We start from the raw sequence: 21,361 nt of genomic DNA, 5'->3' as shown, positions 1-21,361 counted from the left end.
GCCGGTGTGCTGCGCCTGCCCGGTGAGGGCAGGGCCGCGACGCACTCGCCCTCCGGATACTCGACGACATACGCATGAACATCTATCACGCCGACATCCAGATCGCCGCCGCCCGCTATCTGGGATGGATGCCGGACTACATCGCCGTCACGGACGACGACATCACGGTATCCGGATGGGCGCTGTCGATCTGGAACGAGCCGGCGCAGCTGCGCTTCCTGATCAACGGTGCCGATTTCGATCAGGTCGATCGTGCGTTAGCGTCGCCGGACCTGCTGGCGCCGTTCGCTCACATCCCGCATGCCGTGAACTCGCGCTTCTTCTGCAGGCATCGCCGCGACGGCAGGCCGGACCTGTTTGCCGACGGCTTCATCCGCCTGAACGTGACCGGCCCGTTCGGCGAACACCGGCTGTCGTACCGCACCGCGTGGTATCTGGCCGACCCCGCGCGCGAGCCCGACATGCCGTCGCCAGCGCAGATCGAGCGCGTCATTGGCACGGACAACGCGCAGATCTTCCGGCTGGGCGGCGCCACCATCGCCAAGCACGTCGAGCAACTGCTGCTTGAGCGTTTCGACCGTCCCATCGGCTCCTTCGAGGCCATCCTCGACTGGGGGTGTGGCGCCGGCCGGCTGAGCCGCTACCTGACGCTGCTGTCGCCGTCGGTGACGGGTATCGACATCGACGCCGACAACGTCGCCTGCTGTGACCGCACGCTGCCCGGCGCCCGCTTCGTCCACATCGATCTGATGCCGCCCACGCCCTTTCCGGATGGCGCATTCGATCTGGTGATCGGGCTGTCGGTGCTCACCCACCTTGACGAGCCGGTGCAGGACGCATGGCTTGAAGAGCTGCGTCGGATCACGCGCCCCGGCGCGCTGCTCCTGCTGTCGGTCCAGGGGCTCGCACAGATGGTGTTCTTCGATACGCCGCCCACGCTGAATCTCGAAGCGCATCGCAGAGGCATACTGGATACCGGCGCCAACGACCAGTTACAGGCCGTGCTCGACCATCCTTCGTACTACCGTAACGTGATGCATTCGCCCGACTACATCATGACCCGGTGGTCGCGCTGGTTCGATGTGCTGGACATCATCCCCGCCACGGCCGGCACACAGGACCTCGTGCTGCTCCGGCGACGTGCGGACTGAAGGGAACGGACATGCATCCGAGCGCGATGGAGAACGGCCGACTGTTCTTTTCGACCTATTTCGAAGCAAGCACTCCGGCGCTGATGCTCGACATCGGATCGCAGGACGTCAACGGCTCCCTGCGTCAGCTGGCGCCACCCGGCGCTCGCTATGTAGGTCTGGATTTCGCCGCCGGCCGCGGGGTGGACGTGGTGCTGGATGACCCCTATCGGCTGCCGTTCGACGACGGCGTCGCAGACGTGGTGGTGAGCAGTTCGTGTTTCGAACATGTCGACATGTTCTGGCTCACTTTCAACGAAGTGCTGCGCGTGCTCAAACCGGATGGGCTGTTCTACCTGAACGCGCCGTCGAACGGCGAATTCCACCGCTATCCGGTCGACTGCTGGCGCTTCTATCCGGATGCAGGCGAGGCGCTCGTACGCTGGGGGACACGGTCAGGCTATCGACCGGCACTGCTGGAATCGTTCACCACCTATCAGCATCTCGATATCTGGAATGACTTCGTCGCCATCTTCGTCAAGGATGCTGACTGTGCGATGCATCATGCGGACTGCATGCTCGATCGCATCGAGCGCTACATGAATGGTCGCCGCTACGGCGTCGAAGGCATCCTGAATCCCCAGGCGGCGACCGAAGACGGAGCCCGCCTGCATGCGCTCACCGGTCACGCCAAGCCGCAGCAGTGACGCTCAGCCCACCTTGCGTAGCCACAGGCTGGCGCCGGTGTTTCGCAGGCACAAGGGCATCCGGGTTTCGAAGAAGGTGCGGTGGAAGTGCGACATGAAAGTGTTCATCAGCAGCACCTGGAAACGGTCGTTGTGCTGCAGGAAGGCGCGGACCATGTAGGCCTCGTTCCAGGCACGACCTTCGTAAATCCATTCCTTCGGATACTCGAAGGGATAGAAGATGTCGTGCAGGTGGATCACGACACCCGGCGCCAGCGCCGGAAAGATTTCGAACAGCAGGCGATTGACGTCGCTGCCCACCTTGCCGACATGCGTCGAGTCGACGAACAGCACGTCGTTCTCTTCCAGCTGCCTGAATACGTCGATACCGACCTCCTGCAGCGGTCTGGCGATGATCGTGGAACGGGCCGCATCGTCGGGACTGATCAGGGACTGCAACAGCTGCGGGAAGGGATCGATGAAGGTGGTGCGCAGCGAGCGGCCCAGAAAATACTGATCCGTATCGAGCGTCACGCACGAGGAGTAGCCGGAGCCGACCTCGACCAGCCGTCGTGGCGCCAGCGTGCGCAGCATGCAATGCAGCATGATTGCGTCGGAATGACCGTAGGCCGGATTCAGGTAGTGATAGCGCAGTCCGGGCGTGGGCTGGTCGGCGAACGGGAGAGTGGAGTACAGCAGCGCGAAGCGCTCAAGCAGGGCCAGCTGCGCGGTCTCACGCATGTCGATGCCGGGCAGTTCGCGCGGCACGTTGCCGAACAGGCGGTCCTCGTTGCGCCGGAGTTCCTGCGGATCGGGGTAGGGCGAATAGAAGTGGCCGGATGGAAACAACTCGGGGACGACCTCGGGGGGCTGCTTCATCGCGTGAATTCCGACTCGAATGGACCGATCGCGCCGCGCGGCCGTGTCAAACTCGCCCTTGGCCGGCATGCGTCCGCCCGCGTCGCTGCCGGATTATTGCATGCCGGTCTGCAACGGCATTTTCCGAACACTTCAGCCATAACCTCCCGTGTCGCCAAGCCCCTCCGTACCCGACATCGACCTTGAACTCGTCCACCGCCTCGATGCGGCCTGGGGAGATCCCGCTGCCTGGGTCGCGCATGGCCTGCACTGGACCCACCTTCCGGCGGTCAAGGCGCGCCTGCACGAGCAGGTCACCGGCGACGCATCGGTCGAGCCGCTCGAGTGGTTCTTCAGCGTCGTCGCAGCCCATCAACCCCTGCCGCTCCGGCGGGTGCTTTTCCTCGGCTGCGGTCAGGGCAGGGACGAACGCATGGTCGCCCGGTCCGGCTGGGCTGACGAGATCGTGGCCATCGACCTGTCCGCCAAAGCGCTGGATCTGGCGCGCGAGCAGGCGAGAGCCGCTGGCGCGCGCATCCATTACGTGCAGGCGGACATGAACAGCCTGCCAGTGGGGCAGCGCGGTTTCGAACCCGGCAGCTTCGACGCCGTGCTGGGCATTTCCAGCGTGCACCACTGCGCCAACCTCGAAGACCTGTATGCGGGCGTGGCGCAGCTGCTGGCACCGGCAGGCTGGTTCTACCTGGACGAATACGTGGGCCCCGACCGCTTCCAGTGCGCGAATTCACAACTGCGTTTCATGAACCAGCTGGTCGATATGCTGCCGCACCACCTTCGCACGACGGGCGACGGGCAGCTCAAGGGCAATCTGTGGCGGCCATCGGTGGATGAGGTGATTGCGGTGGACCCCACCGAAGCGGTGCGCTCGTCGGAAGTGCTGCCGCTGCTCGACCACCACTTTGACGTGTTCGAGCATCGACCTTATGGCGGCGCACTGATGCGCGTGGTGCTGGCCGCAATCGCGCAGAACTTCATGAGCGCCGAGGCCGAGCCCTGGCTGCACGCACTGTTGCGCGCCGAGGACGACCTTTTCCGGTCCGGGCGCGTGCAGCGGGATCTCGCATGCGTCATCGCCCGAGTGCGGACTGCAGCCACTGCGCCACCCAGTCCGTATCGTTGATGCCGAGCGAAAACACGGCGTGCGGCGCCGCCACGGCGTGGTCAGGCGGCAGCGCCGCATAGGTCTGACGGATCAGCGGCAGACGGTCGCTCAGCACGCGGTTTCCGGGGTCTAGCCCGGTGATCACCGTCAGGCCGGTCGGCGCGGCCGGCAGCGTCATGGTGCGCAGATCAGGACGCAGGCTCCGCAGACAGGGCACGATCTTCCAGCCGTCGCCGGTGTAGAACCCGGTCCGGCGCTCGCGCGCGGCGGTGAGCGCGTTGAGTGGCAGCGTGTCGTGCAGCAGCACGACCGCTCCGGGCGCGGCGTGGCGCTCGATGGCGATGAAGTCGTCCAGCACGGTTTCGAAGTGGTGATCACCGTCGATGAAGGCGAGGTCGAAACCGTCGGGCACCAGCCCGCTGTCCGCCGGCACGGCGGCGAAGAAGTCGGCGCTGGTCTGGCGGTAAAGGCGCGCATTCGCACGGCAGTGCTGCAGCGGGTCACCGAGCGGAGCGGGGTCCACGCCCACCACCCGCGTTGGTGGCTGGGCCAGCGCCAGCGATTCGCCCTTCTCGACGCCGATTTCCAGATACAGCCGCGGTGTCAGGTGTGCGTGGAACCAGGCCAGCCAGAAACGATAGTCGGGCCCCGGCCAGCGCAGCCGCGCCAGCGCGACGTGCACGCCGGGCAGATTGGGCTCGCGGACCAGTGCATCGAGCAGACAATCGCGCGCGGCGTCGGTCAGTCCGTGCGCCATCAGATGTCGGAAGCGCCGCAGCGTGGGCTCTTCCAGCGGATGACGGGCGCTCATCGCGGTGCCTCCGACAGCGCGTCGCGCAGGATGTGGCCGAAGCGCTCCGGGCTGTAGCGGGCATCGCACTGATCCCAAGCAGCGCGTTGCTGCCGGGCCCACAGTTCATCGTCATGTAGAAGGCGTGCGATGCCGCGAGCAAAGGCGTCGGCATTGCGTGCGGACTGGATGTCGATGCCCGCGCTCCAGTCCAGCTGCCGCACCAGTACGGCGGAGGCCACGACCGGCACACCGTGGGCGGCCGCTTCGATCACCTTGGCCGGCACGCCGCCGGCAAACCGCACTGGCGCGACGAACACGCGTGCGCGGTCGTAAAGCGGCTCCAGGTTGTCCACCGGACCGATCAGCTGCACGTCTTCGCTGGCAAGATCGCTCACGCGACGCGAACGGTTGATGCCGACGACGGACAGTACCGGCGCATGCGGCAACAGGGTGCGCAACCGGGGCATGACTTCGGTGATGAACCAGACCAGACCGTCCTCGTTCGGCGTGTCCGGATGCAGCGCGCCGACGAACAGCAGACCGCTGCGCGGCTGCGGCCCCGGTGCCGCGCGGCGGGTCGATATCGCGTGACTCAGTATCCGGACCTGATGGCCGGCGGCGCGGAACAGGCGGGCATCGCGTTGCGACACCACCCACACCTGATCGGCACCTCTGGCCAGCCCGATCTCGGCGGCCAGACGGGTCTGTGCCGCCGCCCGCGTCAGCGGGCGTCCCTTGACCGCCGCTTCCGGAATCTCGCGCAACGCGAACAGCGCTTCCGCGTCGTAGATCATGCGCATGCCGGCGAACAGTTCCGGCCTGCGCCGGAACAGCGGCGACAGCGCCTGAAGATTGGGCGGACGGCTCACCACGAGCACGTCATAGATACCGCGACGCTGGTCGAGAAAGGCTTCGAGCCGGCCCATGCCGTGGCCGAGCGCCACTTCCGTAGTCGCGGGCAGCGACGCGTACACATCACGCCAGTCATCATCCTCCTGCCACAGCGGAAAGAAGGTGACCGGCCAGTCGCTCAATGCCTGCAGCATCAGGCGCGCGCGTGGCAGACCGCCGCCCTTCACCATGTGCGGCACCTCGTTGTCGAGGATGAGCACGCGCGGGCGGCGCGGGTGGTCCTCGGGCGAGCGCCAGCGATCGCCCGCCAGCGGCTGTGGCGCGGGTGCCGGCTGGCCCTTCAGCCATTCGCCATGGCGGTCCACGAAGCGCTGCCGGTTCTCGCGCATCTGCCGGGGCGCTTCGTCGCCCGTGGCGCTGCCCCATTCCAGATGTTCGACCAGCACCGCCGGCTCATACACCACGCGGAAACCGGCGCGCCAGGCGCGCAGGCAGAAATCCGTGTCCTCGTAATAGGCCGGCGCGAAGCGCGCGTCGAAGCCGCCCAGCATCCGCCACAGAGGCGTGCGCACCGCCATGAACACGCCGGACACGTAATCGGTCGCCCGGCTCGCCATCGCCGCCGGGCAGAAGGGGTCTTCGCCGCGGCCGATGCCCAGCGACGAGCCGTCGCGGAAGATCGTGTTGCCCGCTTCCTGCAATCCGCCCGCCGTCAGCACGATGCGGCCGCCGAGCACCCCGATCGCCGGCTCGGCGTCGAGCCGGGCGAGCGCCGCCGCCAGCGCGCCCTGCTGCAGGACGGCGTCACTGTTGAGGAACACCAGATGACGTCCGCGTGCCAGCGCCGCTGCCTGATTGGCGGCGCGCAGGAAACCGGCGTTCTCTGCGTTGCGCACGATGAGCGCACCGCGCACGCGTTGCAGCAGCGAGTCCGTTTCATCGTCCGACGCGTTGTCCACGATGAGGGTTTCGAACACCGCACCCCGCTGGTCGGCCAGCGCCTGCAGCGTCGTGCGTGTCAGTCCGGCCTGCTTGTAGAGGACCACGATCACCGACAGGTCTGGCACCACGCTTGCCGGCAGCGCCGGCAGTTCGAGGACCGTCGCCTTGTCCAGCCAGACCTGGAGCGCACGGCGCGCCCGGGCGCGGATCTGTGCCTTCGGGTCCTCTTCGGCGGCGTCTGCGGCAACCAGATCGAGCATGCGCTCGCACGCCTGCTCGATCTGGCGCGCCACCCGGCGTCCATCGAGCAGAGGTGATTCGTACATGCGCTGGCGCAGGGTGGTGCGATGGTGTCGCAGCGTATCGACGTCGGCGGCCAGTGCGGTCGCGGTGTCGACATAGGTGGCCGCGCTGTCGGCCACCCAGCTATCCAGTCCGAGCGAGGCCAGTACGGAAAGCCCCTGGCGCGCGCCGGCCCAGTCGCCCGCCAGGCTGATCACCGGCACGCCCATCCACAGCGGTTCGAACAGGCTCAGCCCGCCGTTGCCCGGAAAGCTGTCGAGCACCAGATCGATCTGCTGCAGCCATTCGAACAGCCCGGCGTGGCTGCGCGGCGGGTCGAACGCCACGCGTGCGCCGTCGATGCCGTGGGCGTTCAGAACGGCCAGGATGCGCGTACGCTGCGGCCAGTCGCCGGCCACTTCACCGATGAAGTGGATGCGCGATCGCGGGGTCGCCGCGACCACCTGGGCCCATGTTTCGAGGCAGGCGCCGGTCATGCGCAGCCCGCGCGCGGTGACGCCGAAGGTGACGACGCCATTGCGCAGCACCGGCGGCGGCAGCGGCTGCGGTGCATGAACAGGCGGATCCCAGCACCACTGGCCGCCGTCGAGCCGCCACAGCGCCTCTTCGTGGAACGCCTCGTGCGCGGCCGGCACCGCGTGAGCGTCGGTCAGCAGCACGTCGAACAGCCCTCCGGCCGTGACCGGGCAACCGAGCCAGCCCACCTGCAACGGCGCGATGCGGCGGGCGTAGGCTTCCAGCAGTTCGAACTGGCCCTCGAACGGATGCAGCCCGCCGGCATCGATCACGACGTCGATGCGGTTCGCCGCGCACGATGCGGCCAGTCGGGCAGCCACCAGCGGCTCGCAGTGGATGTGCGGCGGCAGATCCGGCGGCGGACGGTTGCTGAACAGGAACACGTCGGCCTGTTCGGCGTCGTGATTCGCGAGCACCCGGCGCAGCAGGCTCTGGTGCAGCTGCCCCGCGACGTAGGCGATGCGCAGTCGCGCGCCGTGCCGACGCAGCGCGGGCGGCCGCGGCGTTCGATCCAGGCCTGCCCGCAGCTTGAGTGCGCGGTACAGGTCGCGCGCGGCCCGCGCGAGATCGGCCGGCGTCGACGCGTCGGACAGCGTTGCGCCATACAGCGCCGCACTGTCGACCCACGGATCGGGTGGACAGTCCTCCACGGCGGCGGTGAGCAGACGGTCGACGCAGTCATGACCATGGCGCGCGATGGCCACGGCCAGCGCCTCGCGCAGCGCGGCCCGCCGCTCCGGTACCGAGGCCTGTTTCAGCGCCGCGCGTGCGCCGGGAGCGTCGAGACCGACGAGGCGCGCCAGCACGGCGGCCGCACCGGCCACGTTCCGGTGTTCGCTCGCCAGCCGACGACACAGATCCAGCGCGCGTACCGCGCTGGCCGGCTGCGGGTCGCCGCTCTCGGTCAGCAACCGGGCCTTCATCAGCATGGCCTGGGCATGACCGGGTTGCCGGGCAAGTACGTCGTCGACCGCCTCCAGACCGTGGCTGAAATCGCCGCAGCGCAGACAGGCCTCGGCCAGTTCCAGCAAGAGCAGCACATCATCCGGTTGCAGCGCGCGCAGGCGCAGGAAGGCCAGCTGAGCCTGGCCCGGGCGCTGGTCCGCGAGCAATATCCAGCCCAGTTGCCGAAGGCTGTCGCTACGATCCGGCTGCAGCAGCAGGGCGGTTTCGATGGCGGTCTCGGCTTCGCTCAGGCGGCGCTGCCGCAGCCGCACTTCGGCCAGGGCCCTCCAGGCATCGACCTGCTGCGGGTCGTACGCGACCGCCGTCTGCGCGAGTTGCGCAGCCAGCGCCAGCTCGTCGCCCGCTGCGAACACGAAGGCGGCCTGCACTTTTGTGCCTTGATCGTCCCCGCTGAGTGCGAGCGCCCGCCGCATGGCGTCCTTCGCCACCGGCAGTTCGCCCTGTTCGAGCGCCAGCCAGGCCAGCGCGCGCAGCGCGGCCAGATTGTCCGCATCGACGCGCAGGGCGCGCGCCAGCGCACGTCGCGCGAGGCCACCCCGGCGTCGCTGGCTATGCACTGCCGCCAGCAGGCGCCAGAGCTCGCTTTCGCCCGGCGCAGTGCGCAGCAGTGCCCACAGCTGCCGGCGTGCGTCGGCTGTTCGCTTCAGGTCGAGCAGCGCCTGCACCTTCAGCGCACGCGCCGGCAAGGACTGCGGCTGTTGCTGCAGTACGAGTTCGACCAGCCACAGCGCCGCTTCGGCGCGACCCCAGCCGGACTGGATCTGTGCGCGACGCAGCAGCGCATCGGCGTTCGTCGGGTCACCCTGCTGGACTTCGGCGTAGCACTGCTCAGCCGCTTCGAGATCGCCCGAGCGGTGCCTCAGCACGCCGAGCAGGTACCAGGCGTCCGCCCGTTCCGGATGGGTGTCCGCCTGGCTGCGCGCCAGTGCGAGCGCGTGTGCGCGCCGGCCCTGGTCCCACTCGTGACAGGCCTGTTCCGTCAGCAACTCGGCGTCCAAGGGCAGATGTTCGAGTCCGCGAGCGAGTGCACCGCCGGCCAGATCGGGGCGGTGCAGGGCTGCGTGGCATTGCGCGAGGTGGCGATGCAGTGTGCGCTGTTCCGGCGCGCCATGAGGAAAGGCCGCAATGGCTTCCTCGTAAAACTCGATCGCCTCCCGCAGCGCTCCCTGTCGCTGCGACAGCCATGCCGATTGCAGCAGGCGTTGCGGTTGACGGGAGGCCTGCAGCGCCTTCTCCGCCCAGATCGCGGCCTCGGACACCTGATCGACGTCCTGCAGCAGCCAGGCCAGCGTGAAGGCGGCTTCATCCAGACGGGCATCCAGCAGACAGGCACGGCGCAGAGCCTCGATCGCCGGCGCGACGTCGCCGCGGCGCTGGTGCAGCAGGCCGGCATACCAGTGCAACGGTGCGTAGTGGGAAGCGCGGGCCAGTGCCGGCAACAGGACGTCCGCGGCCGCATCCATCCGACCTGCATCGAGCAGGAAGTAGCCCAGCGCAGCGGCGACCGACGGCCCGCCATCGGTGGCATGTGCCTGCTGCGCGCAGTGCATGGCCGCCGTCTTGTCGCCGTCGGCGAAATGCCGCCAGGCCTGCCGGATCAGCTCCGTCGCATTCACGGCGCGTGCGTCGTCAAGGCAGCGCGCGGTCGCCGTTCGCTACCGGCCGCCGGGCCACGACCGTGAACATCGCGACCTCCCGGTTCTCGGCCGGCTGCTTCTGTTTATGGATGCTGACCGTGCATTCGGTGAACCCCATTACGCCCAGCGCCGATACGAAGAACTGCGGCGTGAACTGCCACCAGGTGTGCACCTGGGGCACACCGGTGTGCGGCAGCAGCCAGCATGCAGGCGCATCGCCCAGCGCCGGGTCGTAAGCTTCGGTGACCACCATCGTGTGCCGGACCCGTTCGGCGACGCTCTGCAGCAGGTCGAAGGGGCGGCGGCAGTGCAGCAGCACCGACGCCAGAACGCCGATGTCGAAAGGGCCGAAACCGGGCGGGAGTTCGTAGGGATCGCCCTCGAACACCCTGATCCGTGAGTCGTGCTGTCGATGCAGGTACCAGAACGAATTGCGCACCATCTCGATCTGTTCGCTGAAGGTTTCGCGCCAGCCCGGCGTATCGAAGCCTTCGAGGGGCACGATGTCCCACAGATGCGACATCGGCGGCTCCACGCAGGTGACGGTCGCACCGGCCATCTCCATGCAGAAGGACAGAAAGCCGCTCGCCGGACCGATCTCCAGCACCGATTGACCGGTCACGCAGATGTCGCCCAGATAGCCGAACGGATCGGGTCGCAGATCCCATTCTCCGGTCACCTCTTCGCCGTCGGCCAGATCGCAGGAATGATAGAAGCGGCAGTCTTCGCGCCGCGGGGAGCGTGGCGCGACCTCGCGCAGGGCAGCGGGGAGCGAACCGGGCGCAGCCGGGGTGACGCTGCTGTCGAGCGTCGTACCTGATCTGTCGCTGTCGTCGATGAGCGACTGGCTGGCGTGCACGGCAAGCATGCTCAGCAGTTCCCCGACGATGAGCGGCGTGGACACGACGTGGGCCGCTGCCTGACGCAGCGCCGCTTCTCTGTGTCGGGCGCTGAGCGCCGGATCGTAAAGCTGGCGCAAGGCCTGCGCCCAGTCGTCGATCGCCGCTTCGGGGGCGAGCACGAAACCGCCGTCCCCCACCAGCTCGGGCAGCGCGCCGCGCGTGCTGGCCAGCACCGGCAGGCCATTGATCTGGGCCTCGATCACGGTGCGGCCGAAGGATTCCTCCCATACCGAGGGCATCAGCAGTACCCGCGTGCGGGCGAACACCTCGCGCATGTCGCGCGTCGGGCCACACCATTCGATATTGCCCAGCCGCGCTGCCCGGTCGAGACAGTAGGCGCGCCAGTGCGGGTCGATGTGCCAGCTTTCCACCACCAGGAAGGGCAGTTCCGGGCAGGCCGCGGCCAGCGAGAACATGATTTCGACGCCCTTGATCGGCGTCGGATTGACGAACAGCACCTTGTCGCCGGTCTGCCCGCTCGCATAGGACTCGGGCGCCACGACCGGCGGGATCACCGTGCAGTCGATGCCATACAGCGTGCGCCAGCGCTGTGCGGTGAACGCCGAATTGGCGAGGAACAGCAGCGACGGGTGCGGCGCAAGATGACCCGCGAGCTGGTGCGTCTCCACGTTGTGCAGATAGACCGCCGTCGGGCGTCCGGTCGTCAGACTGGCCAGCACCATCGGTGCCAGCGCCAAACCATTCTGTACGACGATGACATCGGCACCCCAGGCGGCAGCGGCCATCGGCAGCGCCTTTTCCGGCCCATCGGCGCGCAGCACGAGGTAACCCAGGCTCTCGTCACCGCTCGCGGGCTGCTCGGCGGCAGAAGGGTCAGTCCGCAGACGACCGCACAGAACCGCGGCATCGGCGCCCATCGCCTTGATGGCCAGGCAGAGGTCGTGCGTGGTGGTCTGCAGCCCGCCGGTGAGGTCGGGCAGATGGGCATAGTTGGAAACAAACAGGACGCGCATGGCCTACCCGTGTTGTGAAGGCGGCGGGAGCGTCTGCTGCAGGGCGACCCGGATCGGGCACCCGCCTTGCTCCCCCAAGACGCGTGCTCAGGAAGCGTTGTTGAGCTGGCCGACCGAAAGAAGGTTGCGCAAGGTCTGCGACGGGTTGCTTCCGACACTGTTGTCGACGACGCTCTTCAGTCTGTCGTTGGCCAGCGTGCTACCCGGGTTGTTGGCGCCGCCAGGCGTAGTTCCGGTGCTGATCAGCTGGCCGGCGGGGGCAGGCGACGGATTGGGGTTGCCCTGGTTGCCGCCGCTCGGCCGGGTTTCCAGCTGCTGCAACAGCGAGGTGAGCTGTTGCGGTGATGTGCGTGACGGTGTTGAAACGCCCTGGGAACCGAGGGTGCTGCCAAAGCCCGGACGCGTAATGGTCTGGGTGTTGCCGTCGTTGGCAGTCGCCCGCATCTGCTGGCCGAACAGGAAGGTGGCGCTCGTCGTATTCCCGCTGACGTTGACGATGGAAATGCCGCCGCGGATCTCCACCTTGCCCTGCGGTGTGGCGATTTCGGTCGCGGTGGTCTTGCTGATGTGTCCGCCGACCACGCGCAGCAGACCCTGGTTCAGGCGCAGCCGGATCTGGCCCTGCCGGGTGGCCGGGTCGTAGTTGAAGGTGTCGATGACCAGCTCGGAATCGGCGCCCAGCGTGACGGCCGACTGGTCAAGGAAAAGAACGTGCAGTTGTCCGTCCGGTCCGGTGCGCAGCGTCTCGCCGGGCACGACGTTGTCGCCGACCACCACGGTCTTCTGGTTTGAGGAAGAGGGCGCGCTGGCGGTGATGGCGGACACGACGCCCGCGCGGGGCGTCGGTGCAGTCTGCGCAAAGGCGGTCGGCAGCGCGGCGCTGGTCAGGGCGGCGGCAATCCACCAGTCCTTGGAAATCGGCGGGGTCATTGCGAGTTCCTCGTGCAATCGTAGCGGTTCATTGTCAGGTGCATGGCTGTGCGCGCGTCAGAAGCGATAGGCCGCTGCACCGAACAAGGAAGAATTCTTGTTGCGGAAGTTGGGCAGGTTGGCGTCGGTGTCCATGTGCTCGACCTGGATCAGCAGCGACCAGGCGGTCGACAGTGCCACGGTGTTGCCGATACCGATGCGCCACTCGGTATCCCGGCGCTTCCTGGTCGGATCGACCGACGGGTCGGCGGCCTGGTAGTGGCGCTGATGCACGCCGCCCCAGATCGACGTCGTCCAGGCCCCGCCATTGGCGACGAACGGGTTGGCGTAGCTGAACGCATAGGTCAGCCGCCCTTCGTAGCCGTCGTAGTCGTAATAATCGCGGTCGGTGCGATGGTAGCGGGCGCGCAGTTCGCCGCTCAGTGCCGTGCCCGGGCTCAGTTCCCGGGTCAGACGTACGCGGAACAGATTGTCCGGGCCTCCGAGCAGGTTGGCGTTCGGGACGTCGATGCGCGATGCGTAGTCGAAATTGCGGTACTCGTAACCGGCGTCGATCACCGTGCGCTCGTTGATGAGATAGCCCGCATCGAGGCCGACGCCGTAGCTGTCGAGGTATTTGTGCCCCTGTGCGCTCAGCGTGCCGACGATGAGGTGCGGGCGCAGGGTCAGGCCGGGCGCGCCGGTGGCGGACGGCTTGAAGCGGATGCCGCTGGTCACCTCGACCAGCGCGAGGTTGTACGGATCCGCCTGACTGGCCGACAGCCGTGAGCCGGAGGACGAGCTGTATTTGATCACCTGGGCCACCAGCGAGCTGACGACGGCCGCCTCGTTCTGGGTGCCGAGGTCATAGCGGTGGTCCAGACGCAGCGTCGCCTGCAGGTCGGTGTCCGACTTCGGTTTGAACGGTGCGGCAACGGCCAGCGGCAGGCCACCGGACAGAACCGTGTCGCGGTCGGAGCGCGCCGCCGGGTTGGTCTGCGCCCGCACACCGAACACCAGCACACCGTCGAACTGCGACACCTGGTTGCGTTTGCTGACGTCGCGCAACAGGTTCTCCGCAACGGTCCTTTGCTCACCCGCAAGGCGGCTGTCGTCGAGCGCCTGCCGCAGCAGGGCTTCCGACATGCTGTAGGACGCCAGGCGGTAATACAGCACGGCCAGTTCCACGCGCACGGCCGGGTGAGCGGCCGGATCGAGCAGCAGGCGTTCCATGGCGGCGATCCCGCCCTCGTAATTGCCGTCCTGCACGAGCAGGCGGGCATAGTTCAAGCCGGCTTCCATGTCGGCCGGCGCACGCATGACCTGCTGGAAAGCCTCGTCGACCTGACGGTCGAGCGGCCAGTTTCCCGGCGTCTGGGCATTTGCCGAGGCACACAGAAACGCACCTGCGGAAATGATCGCGAACGGCAGCGGCCGGAAAACTCGATGGTCAGTCAGACGCCTCAATTGGGGTTCCTCGGCTTTGGACAGTCGTACATATACGGCCGGAATGTAACAGAACTGTACATCCGAGGCCTCTGAGAATCTCCCGCCGTATCGGCCGTCGCGCATACCCGGGACGCAGAGGCCGGCGGTTCGAATCCTGGCGTCTGATCCGCTCTCCCCGACCAGGAATTCCGAAATAGATCACCTTCCGCGGTGGCTTGCTTGTTTTCTGCGCCGGCTGCCCGGCCAAGCTGGTACGCTGCTTTTCCTCCGCATTCCGCCTGCTGTCGCCCGAGATGTCCCGCATCCTGTTTTTTGCGCTCCTGGCCTTCCTGGTCTGGCTGTGGTTCTTCAAGAAGCCTGCGCGCACCAAGTCCGACAAGAACAAGCCTGCCGAGCCGGTGGCCGAGCGCATCGTGCAGTGCGCCGAGTGCGGTCTGCGCATTCCCGAGGGCGAGGCCGTGTTCACCGATGCGCAATACTTCTGCTGCCCCGAGCATCGCGATGCTCACAACGGCCGGGTCTGACGGCGCCGCCGCTGCCGCGCTGCCGGTGGCGGGGGTGAGTTCGCTGCGCTACTTCAATCTGTATCGGCTGCTGATCGCCTCGGTGCTGGTCGCGCTGGTGTTCGGCGTGCCGGGTGAAATCAGCTTTGCCGATTACCGCGGCGCGCTGTTCGCCAGCGCCGCGCGCGGCTACTGGGTGTTCGCCGTCTGCGTCATGCTCGGCGCCGACCGCCTGCTGCCGACCGACGACGCACGGCTGACTGCAGGCGTGCTCGCCGACATCTTCTTCCTCACGCTGCTCACCTACGCCGGCGGCGGACTCAGCACCGGTCTGCCCTTCATGCACGTGGTCGTGCTGGCCTTCGCGGCACTGGTCGGGCAGGGCAGGCTGGCGGTGTTCTACGCCGCAGTGGCCAGCCTGGCGATGCTGTTCCAGCAGGCGATGCAGTGGGTCACGCTGGGTTCCGACGCCGGTGGCTTCGTGCACGTCGGTTCGATCAGCATCGGCTTCTTCGCCACCGCGATCGCGGTGCGTCTGCTGGCGCGTCGGGTCATCGCCAACGAGTCGCTGGCGCGCGAGCGCGGCCGCGACCTGGCCGAGCAGGTGCGGGTGAACGAACGGGTGATCCGCGACATGGATGACGGCGTGCTGGTGGTCGACACGCTCGGCCACGTGCGGCAGGCCAATCCGCAGGCGCGTCGTCTGCTCGATCCGCTGATGCCGCGCCCGGTCATGCTGGCCGACTATTCGCCCGCGCTCGCCGCGGCGATGGCGGCGCAGGCCGACCCTGACCGCGAGCGCGTGTTCGTGCTCGACCTGCCGTCGCGCCCCGCCGCGCTGCGCGTGCGCTGCGTGCCGGCCGGCGGTGCCGGCGGGCATCTGGTGTTCATCGAAGATCTGGCGCGGCTGCGCGAACAGGCGCGGCAGATCAAGCTCGCCGCGCTCGGCCGGCTGACCGCCAGCATGGCGCACGAGATCCGCAATCCGCTGGCCGCCATCAGCCAGGCGGCCGAACTGCTGCAGGAGGAGCGGCGCGCCGAAACCCAGGCGCGGCTCACCCGCATCATCGGCGACAACGCGCAGCGGCTGGACCGCATGGTCAGCGACGTGCTGGAGCTGGGTCGTCGCGACCGCGCCGAGCCGGAACTGCTCGAACTGGGCAGCTATGTGCGCACCTTTGTCGACGAATTCGCGATGCGCGAACCCGGCGTGCGTGCGCGCGTGCATATCGAAACCGGGGTGCCGGCGCGCATCTGGTTCGATCGCGGCCATCTGCATCAGGTGCTGTGGAATCTGCTCGGCAATGCGCTGCGCTTCGCCGGCCCGGACGACGGCGCGGTGCGCCTGACGGTCAGCGCGACCGAGGACGCCACGCTGCTCGACATCGTCGACAACGGCCCCGGCGTCTCGGACAGCGCGCGCGCGCACCTGTTCGAACCTTTCTTCACCACCCACAGCCGCGGTACCGGGTTGGGCCTCTACATCGCGCGCGAACTCAGCGACGCCAACGGGGCCGCGCTCGACTTCGTGGATAATTCGCCGGGTGCGCACTTTCGCCTGCGCGGCCTGAACAGGAGCTTGGACGAATCATGGAACGGCGGCGGACTGAGCGGGAGCTGAAAGTGCTGGTCGTCGACGACGAAGACGACCTGCGCGAACTGCTCGACATGTCGCTGGCGCGCATGGGCCTGCACGCGTCGCTCGCCGGCTCGGTCGGCGAGGCGCGCGAACTGCTGGGCAAGGAACGCTTCGCGCTGTGCCTGACCGACATGCGCCTGCCCGATGGCGAGGGCATGGAGCTGGTGCGCCACATCGCCGAACACCACCGCGACCTGCCGGTGGCGGTCATCACCGCCTTCGGCAGCATGGACAACGCGGTCGCCGCGCTGAAGGCAGGCGCCTTCGACTACCTCGCCAAGCCGGTATCGATCGAGCAGCTGCGCGCACTGGTGCGCTCGGCGCTCGATCTGCCGTCGCGCGGCGGCGAGGTGCGGCCGGCCGGCACCGACGCGCTGGTCGGCGACGCGCCGGCCATGACGCAGGTGCGCGAAACCATCGCCAAGCTCGCGCGCAGTGGCGCGCCGGTGCATATCCATGGTGAATCCGGCAGCGGCAAGGAACGCGCGGCGCGGCTCATCCACGAGCTGGGTGCGCGGCGCGAGGGCCCGTTCGTCGCGGTCAATTGCGGTGCCATTCCGGAGAACCTGGTCGAGTCCGAATTCTTCGGTTATGCGAAAGGCGCCTTCACCGGCGCCGATGCAGACCGCGAAGGCTATTTTCAGGCGGCGCGCGGCGGTACGCTCTTCCTCGACGAAGTGGGCGACCTGCCGCTGGCGATGCAGGTGAAGCTGCTGCGCGCGATACAGGAGAAGTCGGTGCGCCGCGTCGGTGCGCGCACCGAAGAGGCGACCGACGTGCGCCTGATCAGCGCCACCCACCGCAATCTGCGGCAGATGGTGGAGGAGGGCCGTTTCCGGCAGGACCTTTTCTACCGGCTCAACGTGCTCGAACTGCGCATGCCCAGCCTGCGCGAGTGCCGCGAATCGATTCCGCAACTGGCGCAGACCCTGCTCGAACGCATTGCCGCCGCCGACGGCAAGAAGCCCGAACTGACGCGCGCGGCGGTCGATGCGCTGTGCGCCTATCCCTTCCCGGGCAATGTGCGCGAACTGGAGAACGTGCTCGAACGCGCTTACGCGCTCAGCTCGGGTGAGCGCATCGACGCCGCCGACCTCGGCCTGATGCCGGTCGACGACGAGGTGCCGGACATGCCGGCCGGCGAACTGCCGCTGCAGGACTATCTCGACCGCATGGAGCGCGCCGCCATCGAGGACGCGCTGCGCAAGACGCGCTACAACCGCACCGCCGCGGCCCGCCTGCTCGGCGTCACCTTCCGCTCGCTGCGTTACCGCCTGCAGCGGCTGGGCATCAATGACTGAGTGCGTTCGTCGGGAGGCTGACCGCCTGCACGCGCAGTGCCTGTTCACGGGAGCGCGCGGTGTCGCCTGATCTCCACATCGACGCCGACGGCTGGTGCACCGCCGCCCGCCGCGTCGAATCGCCCAACTCCGACCCGCGCCCCGAGGGCGAGCCGGTGTCGCTGGTGGTGATGCACTGCATCAGCCTGCCGCCGGGCGAGTTTGGCGGCCCCTATATAGAAGAGCTGTTCCTGAACCGGCTCGACCCGGCGGCCCACCCGTATTTCGTCGATGTCGCGCCGCTGCGCGTGTCGGCGCATTTCGTGGTGCGGCGCAACGGCGAGCTGCTGCAGTTCGTGCCGACCACGCGCCGCGCCTGGCATGCCGGGCGTTCGAGCTGGGGCGGGCGGGAAGGCTGCAACGACTTCTCGGTCGGCATCGAGCTTGAAGGCTGCAACGTGCTGCCCTTCGAGGACGCCCAATACCGGTGCGCCGCAGCGCTGATTGATGCGCTGCGCAAACGGCATCCGGTGGCGGACGTCGTAGGTCATTCGGATATCGCGCCGGGAAGAAAGATTGATCCCGGTGCCTGCTTCGACTGGAAACGCTTGCCCGGCGTCACTCGGCCGGACTGATTCCCGCCGCACCGGCGTTTGCGCCGGATTCCACCTCGCCAGCCCTTGCCCGATGCCAATCCCCTGCGCATCGAAGGGTGATTTTTGGGCCGCCGGGCCGCTGCCTAGCAGAAAAATCGCGCTTGCGGGTGCCGGAAGGGCTCACTAGAATTAGTAGCTCATCGAGCTTCAACCACTACCTATAGTGGTCAGTTAGCGAAATCCCATCAAAAACCGCTCTCCGTCGCGCTCGCGACGGCCTCACAGGGAGACGTCCGCATGCAATTGACCGCCGAACACACGAGCACCCGTCCGCAGTCCCCCAGCCCCGACCAGATCAGCATCGACGAGCTGCCGAGCGCGGCAGCCCTGCACGCTGACTACAAGGTGATCCGCCGCAACGGTGCGGTGGTGAACTTCGAGCCGGCCAAGATTTCGATCGCGGTGACCAAGGCTTTCCTGGCGGTGAATGGCGGGCAGGGTGCCGCGTCGGCGCGCGTGCGCGAACAGGTGGCCGGCATCACCACCCAGGTGGTGCAGGCGCTGGTGCGTCGCCAGCCGCACGGCGGCACCTTCCATATCGAAGACATCCAGGACCAGGTCGAACTGGCGCTGATGCGCTCGGCCGAGCACGACGTGGCCCGCGCCTATGTGCTGTACCGCGAGAAGCGCGCCGCCGAGCGTGCGCAGAAGCAGCACGCGGTCGAAGCCGCGGCTGACCAGCCGGTGCTGCACGTGGTCGACGGCAACCGTCGCATGCCGCTGGACCACGCCGCGCTGCGCGGTCTGATCGAAGCCTCGTGCGAGGCGCTGGGCGACGTGGTGTCGGTCGACGCCATCCTGAACGCCACGCTGTCCAATCTGTACGACGGCGTGCCGGTCGAGGAAGTGCGCAAGTCGGCCATCATGGCCGCCCGCTCGCTGCTGGAGCAGGACCCCGCCTACGGCTACGTCACCGCCCGCCTGCTGCTGCACACCATCCGCAACGAAGTGCTGGGTGAGGAGACGTCGCAGGCCGCCATGGCCACTGCCTACGCCGAGTACTTCCCGCGCTACATCAAGCTGGGCATCGAAGCCGAACTGCTCGATTCCAAGCTGGCCCAGTTCGACCTCGCCAAGCTGGGCGCCGCGCTGGACCACCGCAACGACCTGCGCTTCAACTACCTCGGCCTGCAGACGCTGTACGACCGCTACTTCCTGCACATCCGCGACCGCCGCATCGAACTGCCGCAGGTGTTCTTCATGCGCGTCGCCATGGGTCTGGCACTGAACGAAATCAACCGCGAAGAGCGCGCGATCGAGTTCTACAAGCTGCTGTCCAGCTTCGACTTCATGAGCTCGACGCCGACGCTGTTCAACAGCGGCACGCTGCGCCCGCAGCTGTCGTCGTGCTACCTCACCACGGTGGCCGACGATCTCGACGGCATTTTCGAGGCGATCAAGGAAAACGCGCTGCTGGCCAAGTTCGCCGGCGGTCTGGGCAACGACTGGACGCCGGTGCGTGCGCTGGGCTCGCACATCAAGGGCACCAACGGCAAGTCGCAGGGCGTGGTCCCCTTCCTGAAGGTGGTCAATGACACCGCGGTCGCGGTGAACCAGGGCGGCAAGCGCAAGGGCGCCGTCTGCGCCTATCTGGAAAGCTGGCACCTCGACATCGAGGAGTTCCTCGACCTGCGCAAGAACACCGGCGACGACCGCCGCCGCACGCACGACATGAACACGGCGAACTGGATTCCCGACCTGTTCATGCGCCGCGTGATGGAAAACGGCGAATGGACGCTGTTCTCGCCGGCCGACTGCCCGGACCTGCACGACCTGTACGGCAGCGCCTTCGAGCAGGCCTACACCCGCTACGAAGAGAAGGCCGCGCGCGGTGAGATCCGTCTGTTCAAGAAGACGCAGGCGGTCGCGCTGTGGCGCAAGATGCTGTCGATGCTGTTCGAAACCGGTCACCCGTGGATCACCTTCAAGGATCCGTGCAACCTGCGTTCGCCGCAGCAGCATGTCGGCGTCGTGCATAGCTCGAACCTGTGCACCGAAATTACGCTGAACACCTCGGACACCGAAATCGCCGTGTGCAACCTTGGTTCGGTGAACCTGGTCGCCCACCTGAAGGACGACGGCAACGGCGGCAAGGCGCTCGACCACGACAAGCTGCGCAAGACCATCCGCACCGCGATGCGCATGCTCGACAACGTCATCGATATCAACTACTACTCGGTCGGCAAGGCGCGTAACGCCAACCTGAAGCACCGCCCGGTCGGCATGGGCCTGATGGGCTTCCAGGAAGCGCTGCACGAACTGCGCACGCCCTACGCCTCCGACGCGGCGGTCGAGTTCGCCGACCGCTCGATGGAAGCGGTGGCCTACTACGCCTACTGGGCCTCGACCGAACTGGCCGAAGAGCGCGGCCGCTACTCCAGCTACAAGGGCAGCCTGTGGGACCGCGGCATCCTGCCGCACGACTCGCTGGACATCCTGGCCGAGCAGCGCGGCGGCTACCTCGAAGTCGACCGCTCGGTCACGATGGACTGGGACGCGCTGCGCAACCGCATCGCGAACTACGGCATGCGCAACTCGAACTGCCTGGCGATCGCGCCGACCGCCACCATTTCGAACATCATCGGCGTCGATGCCAGCATCGAGCCGACCTACCAGAACCTGTTCGTCAAATCGAACCTGTCGGGCGAATTCACCGTGGTGAACGAGCACCTGGTGCGCGACCTGAAGAAGCTGGGTCTGTGGGACGAAGTGATGGTCGCCGACCTGAAGTACTTCGACGGCTCGCTATCGCGCATCGACCGCATCCCGGCCGACATCCGCGCGCTCTACGCCACCGCCTTCGAAGTCGAGCCGAAGTGGCTGGTCGAAGCCGCGTCGCGCCGCCAGAAGTGGATCGACCAGGCGCAGAGCCTGAACATCTATATGGCTGGCGCCTCGGGCAAGAAGCTGGACGAAACCTACAAGCTCGCCTGGCTGCGCGGCCTGAAGACCACTTACTACCTGCGCGCCATGGGCGCCACCCACGCCGAGAAATCCACCGGCCGCGGCGGCGAACTGAACGCGGTGCCCAGCCAGTCCGAAGAGCCGGCGCCCAAGTTCTGCGCTATCGACGACCCGACCTGCGAAGCCTGCCAGTGAGGACTTTCCACCCTTGCCTGCTTCCGCAGGCAAGGGTGGGGGCTAGAGGCTGGGGGCCAGGGGCGAGCGGAGCGTGCTCCGCGCATCGCCCCACCTGACTAAAGCAATACCCGGCGCGCTGCGCGCGCCGATCGAAGGAGAGAA

The 21,361-nt window shown here is 67.4% G+C and carries 14 protein-coding genes; 8 read left to right on the top strand and 6 right to left on the bottom strand.

What is annotated here, in order from left to right; all coding sequences use genetic code 11:
- The first annotated feature begins 74 nt into the window (after window positions 1–74).
- Together WDZ97_RS09920 and WDZ97_RS09915 are read left to right on the top strand one after the other, a co-directional pair.
- Window positions 75–1,151, top strand: coding sequence for a class I SAM-dependent methyltransferase (locus WDZ97_RS09920; protein ID WP_425762644.1), 1,077 nt, complete (start codon window positions 75–77; stop codon window positions 1,149–1,151).
- An 11-nt stretch (window positions 1,152–1,162) separates the two neighbouring features.
- Window positions 1,163–1,837: a methyltransferase domain-containing protein gene (locus tag WDZ97_RS09915; RefSeq protein ID WP_425762643.1), complete on the top strand. Its 675-nt coding sequence runs from the start codon at window positions 1,163–1,165 to the stop codon at window positions 1,835–1,837.
- 3 nt (window positions 1,838–1,840) lie between these two features.
- Here WDZ97_RS09915 and WDZ97_RS09910 read toward each other — a convergent pair whose 3' ends face one another.
- Window positions 1,841–2,695 carry a class I SAM-dependent methyltransferase gene (locus tag WDZ97_RS09910; RefSeq protein WP_425762642.1) on the bottom strand — a complete coding sequence of 285 codons (855 nt, stop codon included), beginning with the start codon at window positions 2,693–2,695 and terminating at the stop codon, window positions 1,841–1,843.
- A gap of 148 nt (window positions 2,696–2,843) precedes the next feature.
- Here WDZ97_RS09910 and WDZ97_RS09905 point away from each other — a divergent pair, with 148 nt between their 5' ends.
- Window positions 2,844–3,815: a class I SAM-dependent methyltransferase gene (locus tag WDZ97_RS09905; RefSeq protein ID WP_425762641.1), complete on the top strand. Its 972-nt coding sequence runs from the start codon at window positions 2,844–2,846 to the stop codon at window positions 3,813–3,815.
- Here the strand turns inward: WDZ97_RS09905 and WDZ97_RS09900 are convergent.
- The 5 genes from WDZ97_RS09900 to WDZ97_RS09880 all read right to left on the bottom strand — a co-directional run bounded on the left by WDZ97_RS09900 (window position 3,763) and on the right by WDZ97_RS09880 (window position 14,058).
- Window positions 3,763–4,608, bottom strand: a complete 846-nt coding sequence (locus tag WDZ97_RS09900; protein WP_425762640.1) for a class I SAM-dependent methyltransferase — start codon at window positions 4,606–4,608, stop codon at window positions 3,763–3,765. The two genes, WDZ97_RS09905 and WDZ97_RS09900, sit on opposite strands and share 53 nt — an antisense overlap.
- Window positions 4,605–9,785 carry a glycosyltransferase gene (locus WDZ97_RS09895; RefSeq protein ID WP_425762639.1) on the bottom strand — a complete coding sequence of 1,727 codons (5,181 nt, stop codon included), beginning with the start codon at window positions 9,783–9,785 and terminating at the stop codon, window positions 4,605–4,607. The genes WDZ97_RS09900 and WDZ97_RS09895 overlap by 4 nt, the downstream gene beginning before the upstream one ends.
- A gap of 13 nt (window positions 9,786–9,798) precedes the next feature.
- Complete coding sequence (locus WDZ97_RS09890) at window positions 9,799–11,682, bottom strand: glycosyltransferase (protein WP_425762638.1); 1,884 nt, start codon at window positions 11,680–11,682, stop codon at window positions 9,799–9,801.
- 87 nt (window positions 11,683–11,769) lie between these two features.
- On the bottom strand, window positions 11,770–12,612 hold the full coding sequence (locus WDZ97_RS09885; protein WP_425762637.1) for a FecR family protein: 843 nt from the start codon (window positions 12,610–12,612) through the stop codon (window positions 11,770–11,772).
- 57 nt (window positions 12,613–12,669) lie between these two features.
- Complete coding sequence (locus WDZ97_RS09880; protein WP_425762636.1) at window positions 12,670–14,058, bottom strand: surface lipoprotein assembly modifier; 1,389 nt, start codon at window positions 14,056–14,058, stop codon at window positions 12,670–12,672.
- Window positions 14,059–14,333: 275 nt separating this feature from the next.
- Here WDZ97_RS09880 and WDZ97_RS09875 point away from each other — a divergent pair, with 275 nt between their 5' ends.
- From WDZ97_RS09875 to WDZ97_RS09855, 5 genes are all read left to right on the top strand, one after another.
- Window positions 14,334–14,564 (top strand): PP0621 family protein, encoded by a 231-nt coding sequence (locus tag WDZ97_RS09875; protein WP_304003726.1) that lies wholly within the window; start codon window positions 14,334–14,336, stop codon window positions 14,562–14,564.
- Window positions 14,542–16,164 (top strand): sensor histidine kinase, encoded by a 1,623-nt coding sequence (locus WDZ97_RS09870; RefSeq protein WP_425762635.1) that lies wholly within the window; start codon window positions 14,542–14,544, stop codon window positions 16,162–16,164. The genes WDZ97_RS09875 and WDZ97_RS09870 overlap by 23 nt, the downstream gene beginning before the upstream one ends.
- Window positions 16,134–17,483: a sigma-54-dependent transcriptional regulator gene (locus WDZ97_RS09865; RefSeq protein ID WP_425762634.1), complete on the top strand. Its 1,350-nt coding sequence runs from the start codon at window positions 16,134–16,136 to the stop codon at window positions 17,481–17,483. Before WDZ97_RS09870 ends, WDZ97_RS09865 begins: the two co-directional genes overlap by 31 nt.
- Before the next feature lie 59 nt (window positions 17,484–17,542).
- Window positions 17,543–18,097 carry a 1,6-anhydro-N-acetylmuramyl-L-alanine amidase AmpD gene (gene ampD / locus WDZ97_RS09860; protein ID WP_425762633.1) on the top strand — a complete coding sequence of 185 codons (555 nt, stop codon included), beginning with the start codon at window positions 17,543–17,545 and terminating at the stop codon, window positions 18,095–18,097.
- Between the two features lie 258 nt (window positions 18,098–18,355).
- Window positions 18,356–21,217, top strand: a complete 2,862-nt coding sequence (locus WDZ97_RS09855; RefSeq protein WP_425762632.1) for a ribonucleoside-diphosphate reductase subunit alpha — start codon at window positions 18,356–18,358, stop codon at window positions 21,215–21,217.
- Window positions 21,218–21,361: the final 144 nt, after the last annotated feature.

The sequence above is a fragment of the Methyloversatilis sp. MC4-4 genome (assembly GCF_049843555.1).
In the GTDB taxonomy this organism is placed as follows: Bacteria; Pseudomonadota; Gammaproteobacteria; order Burkholderiales; family Rhodocyclaceae; genus Methyloversatilis; species Methyloversatilis discipulorum_B.
This window is presented reverse-complemented; position numbering and strand designations above follow the sequence as displayed.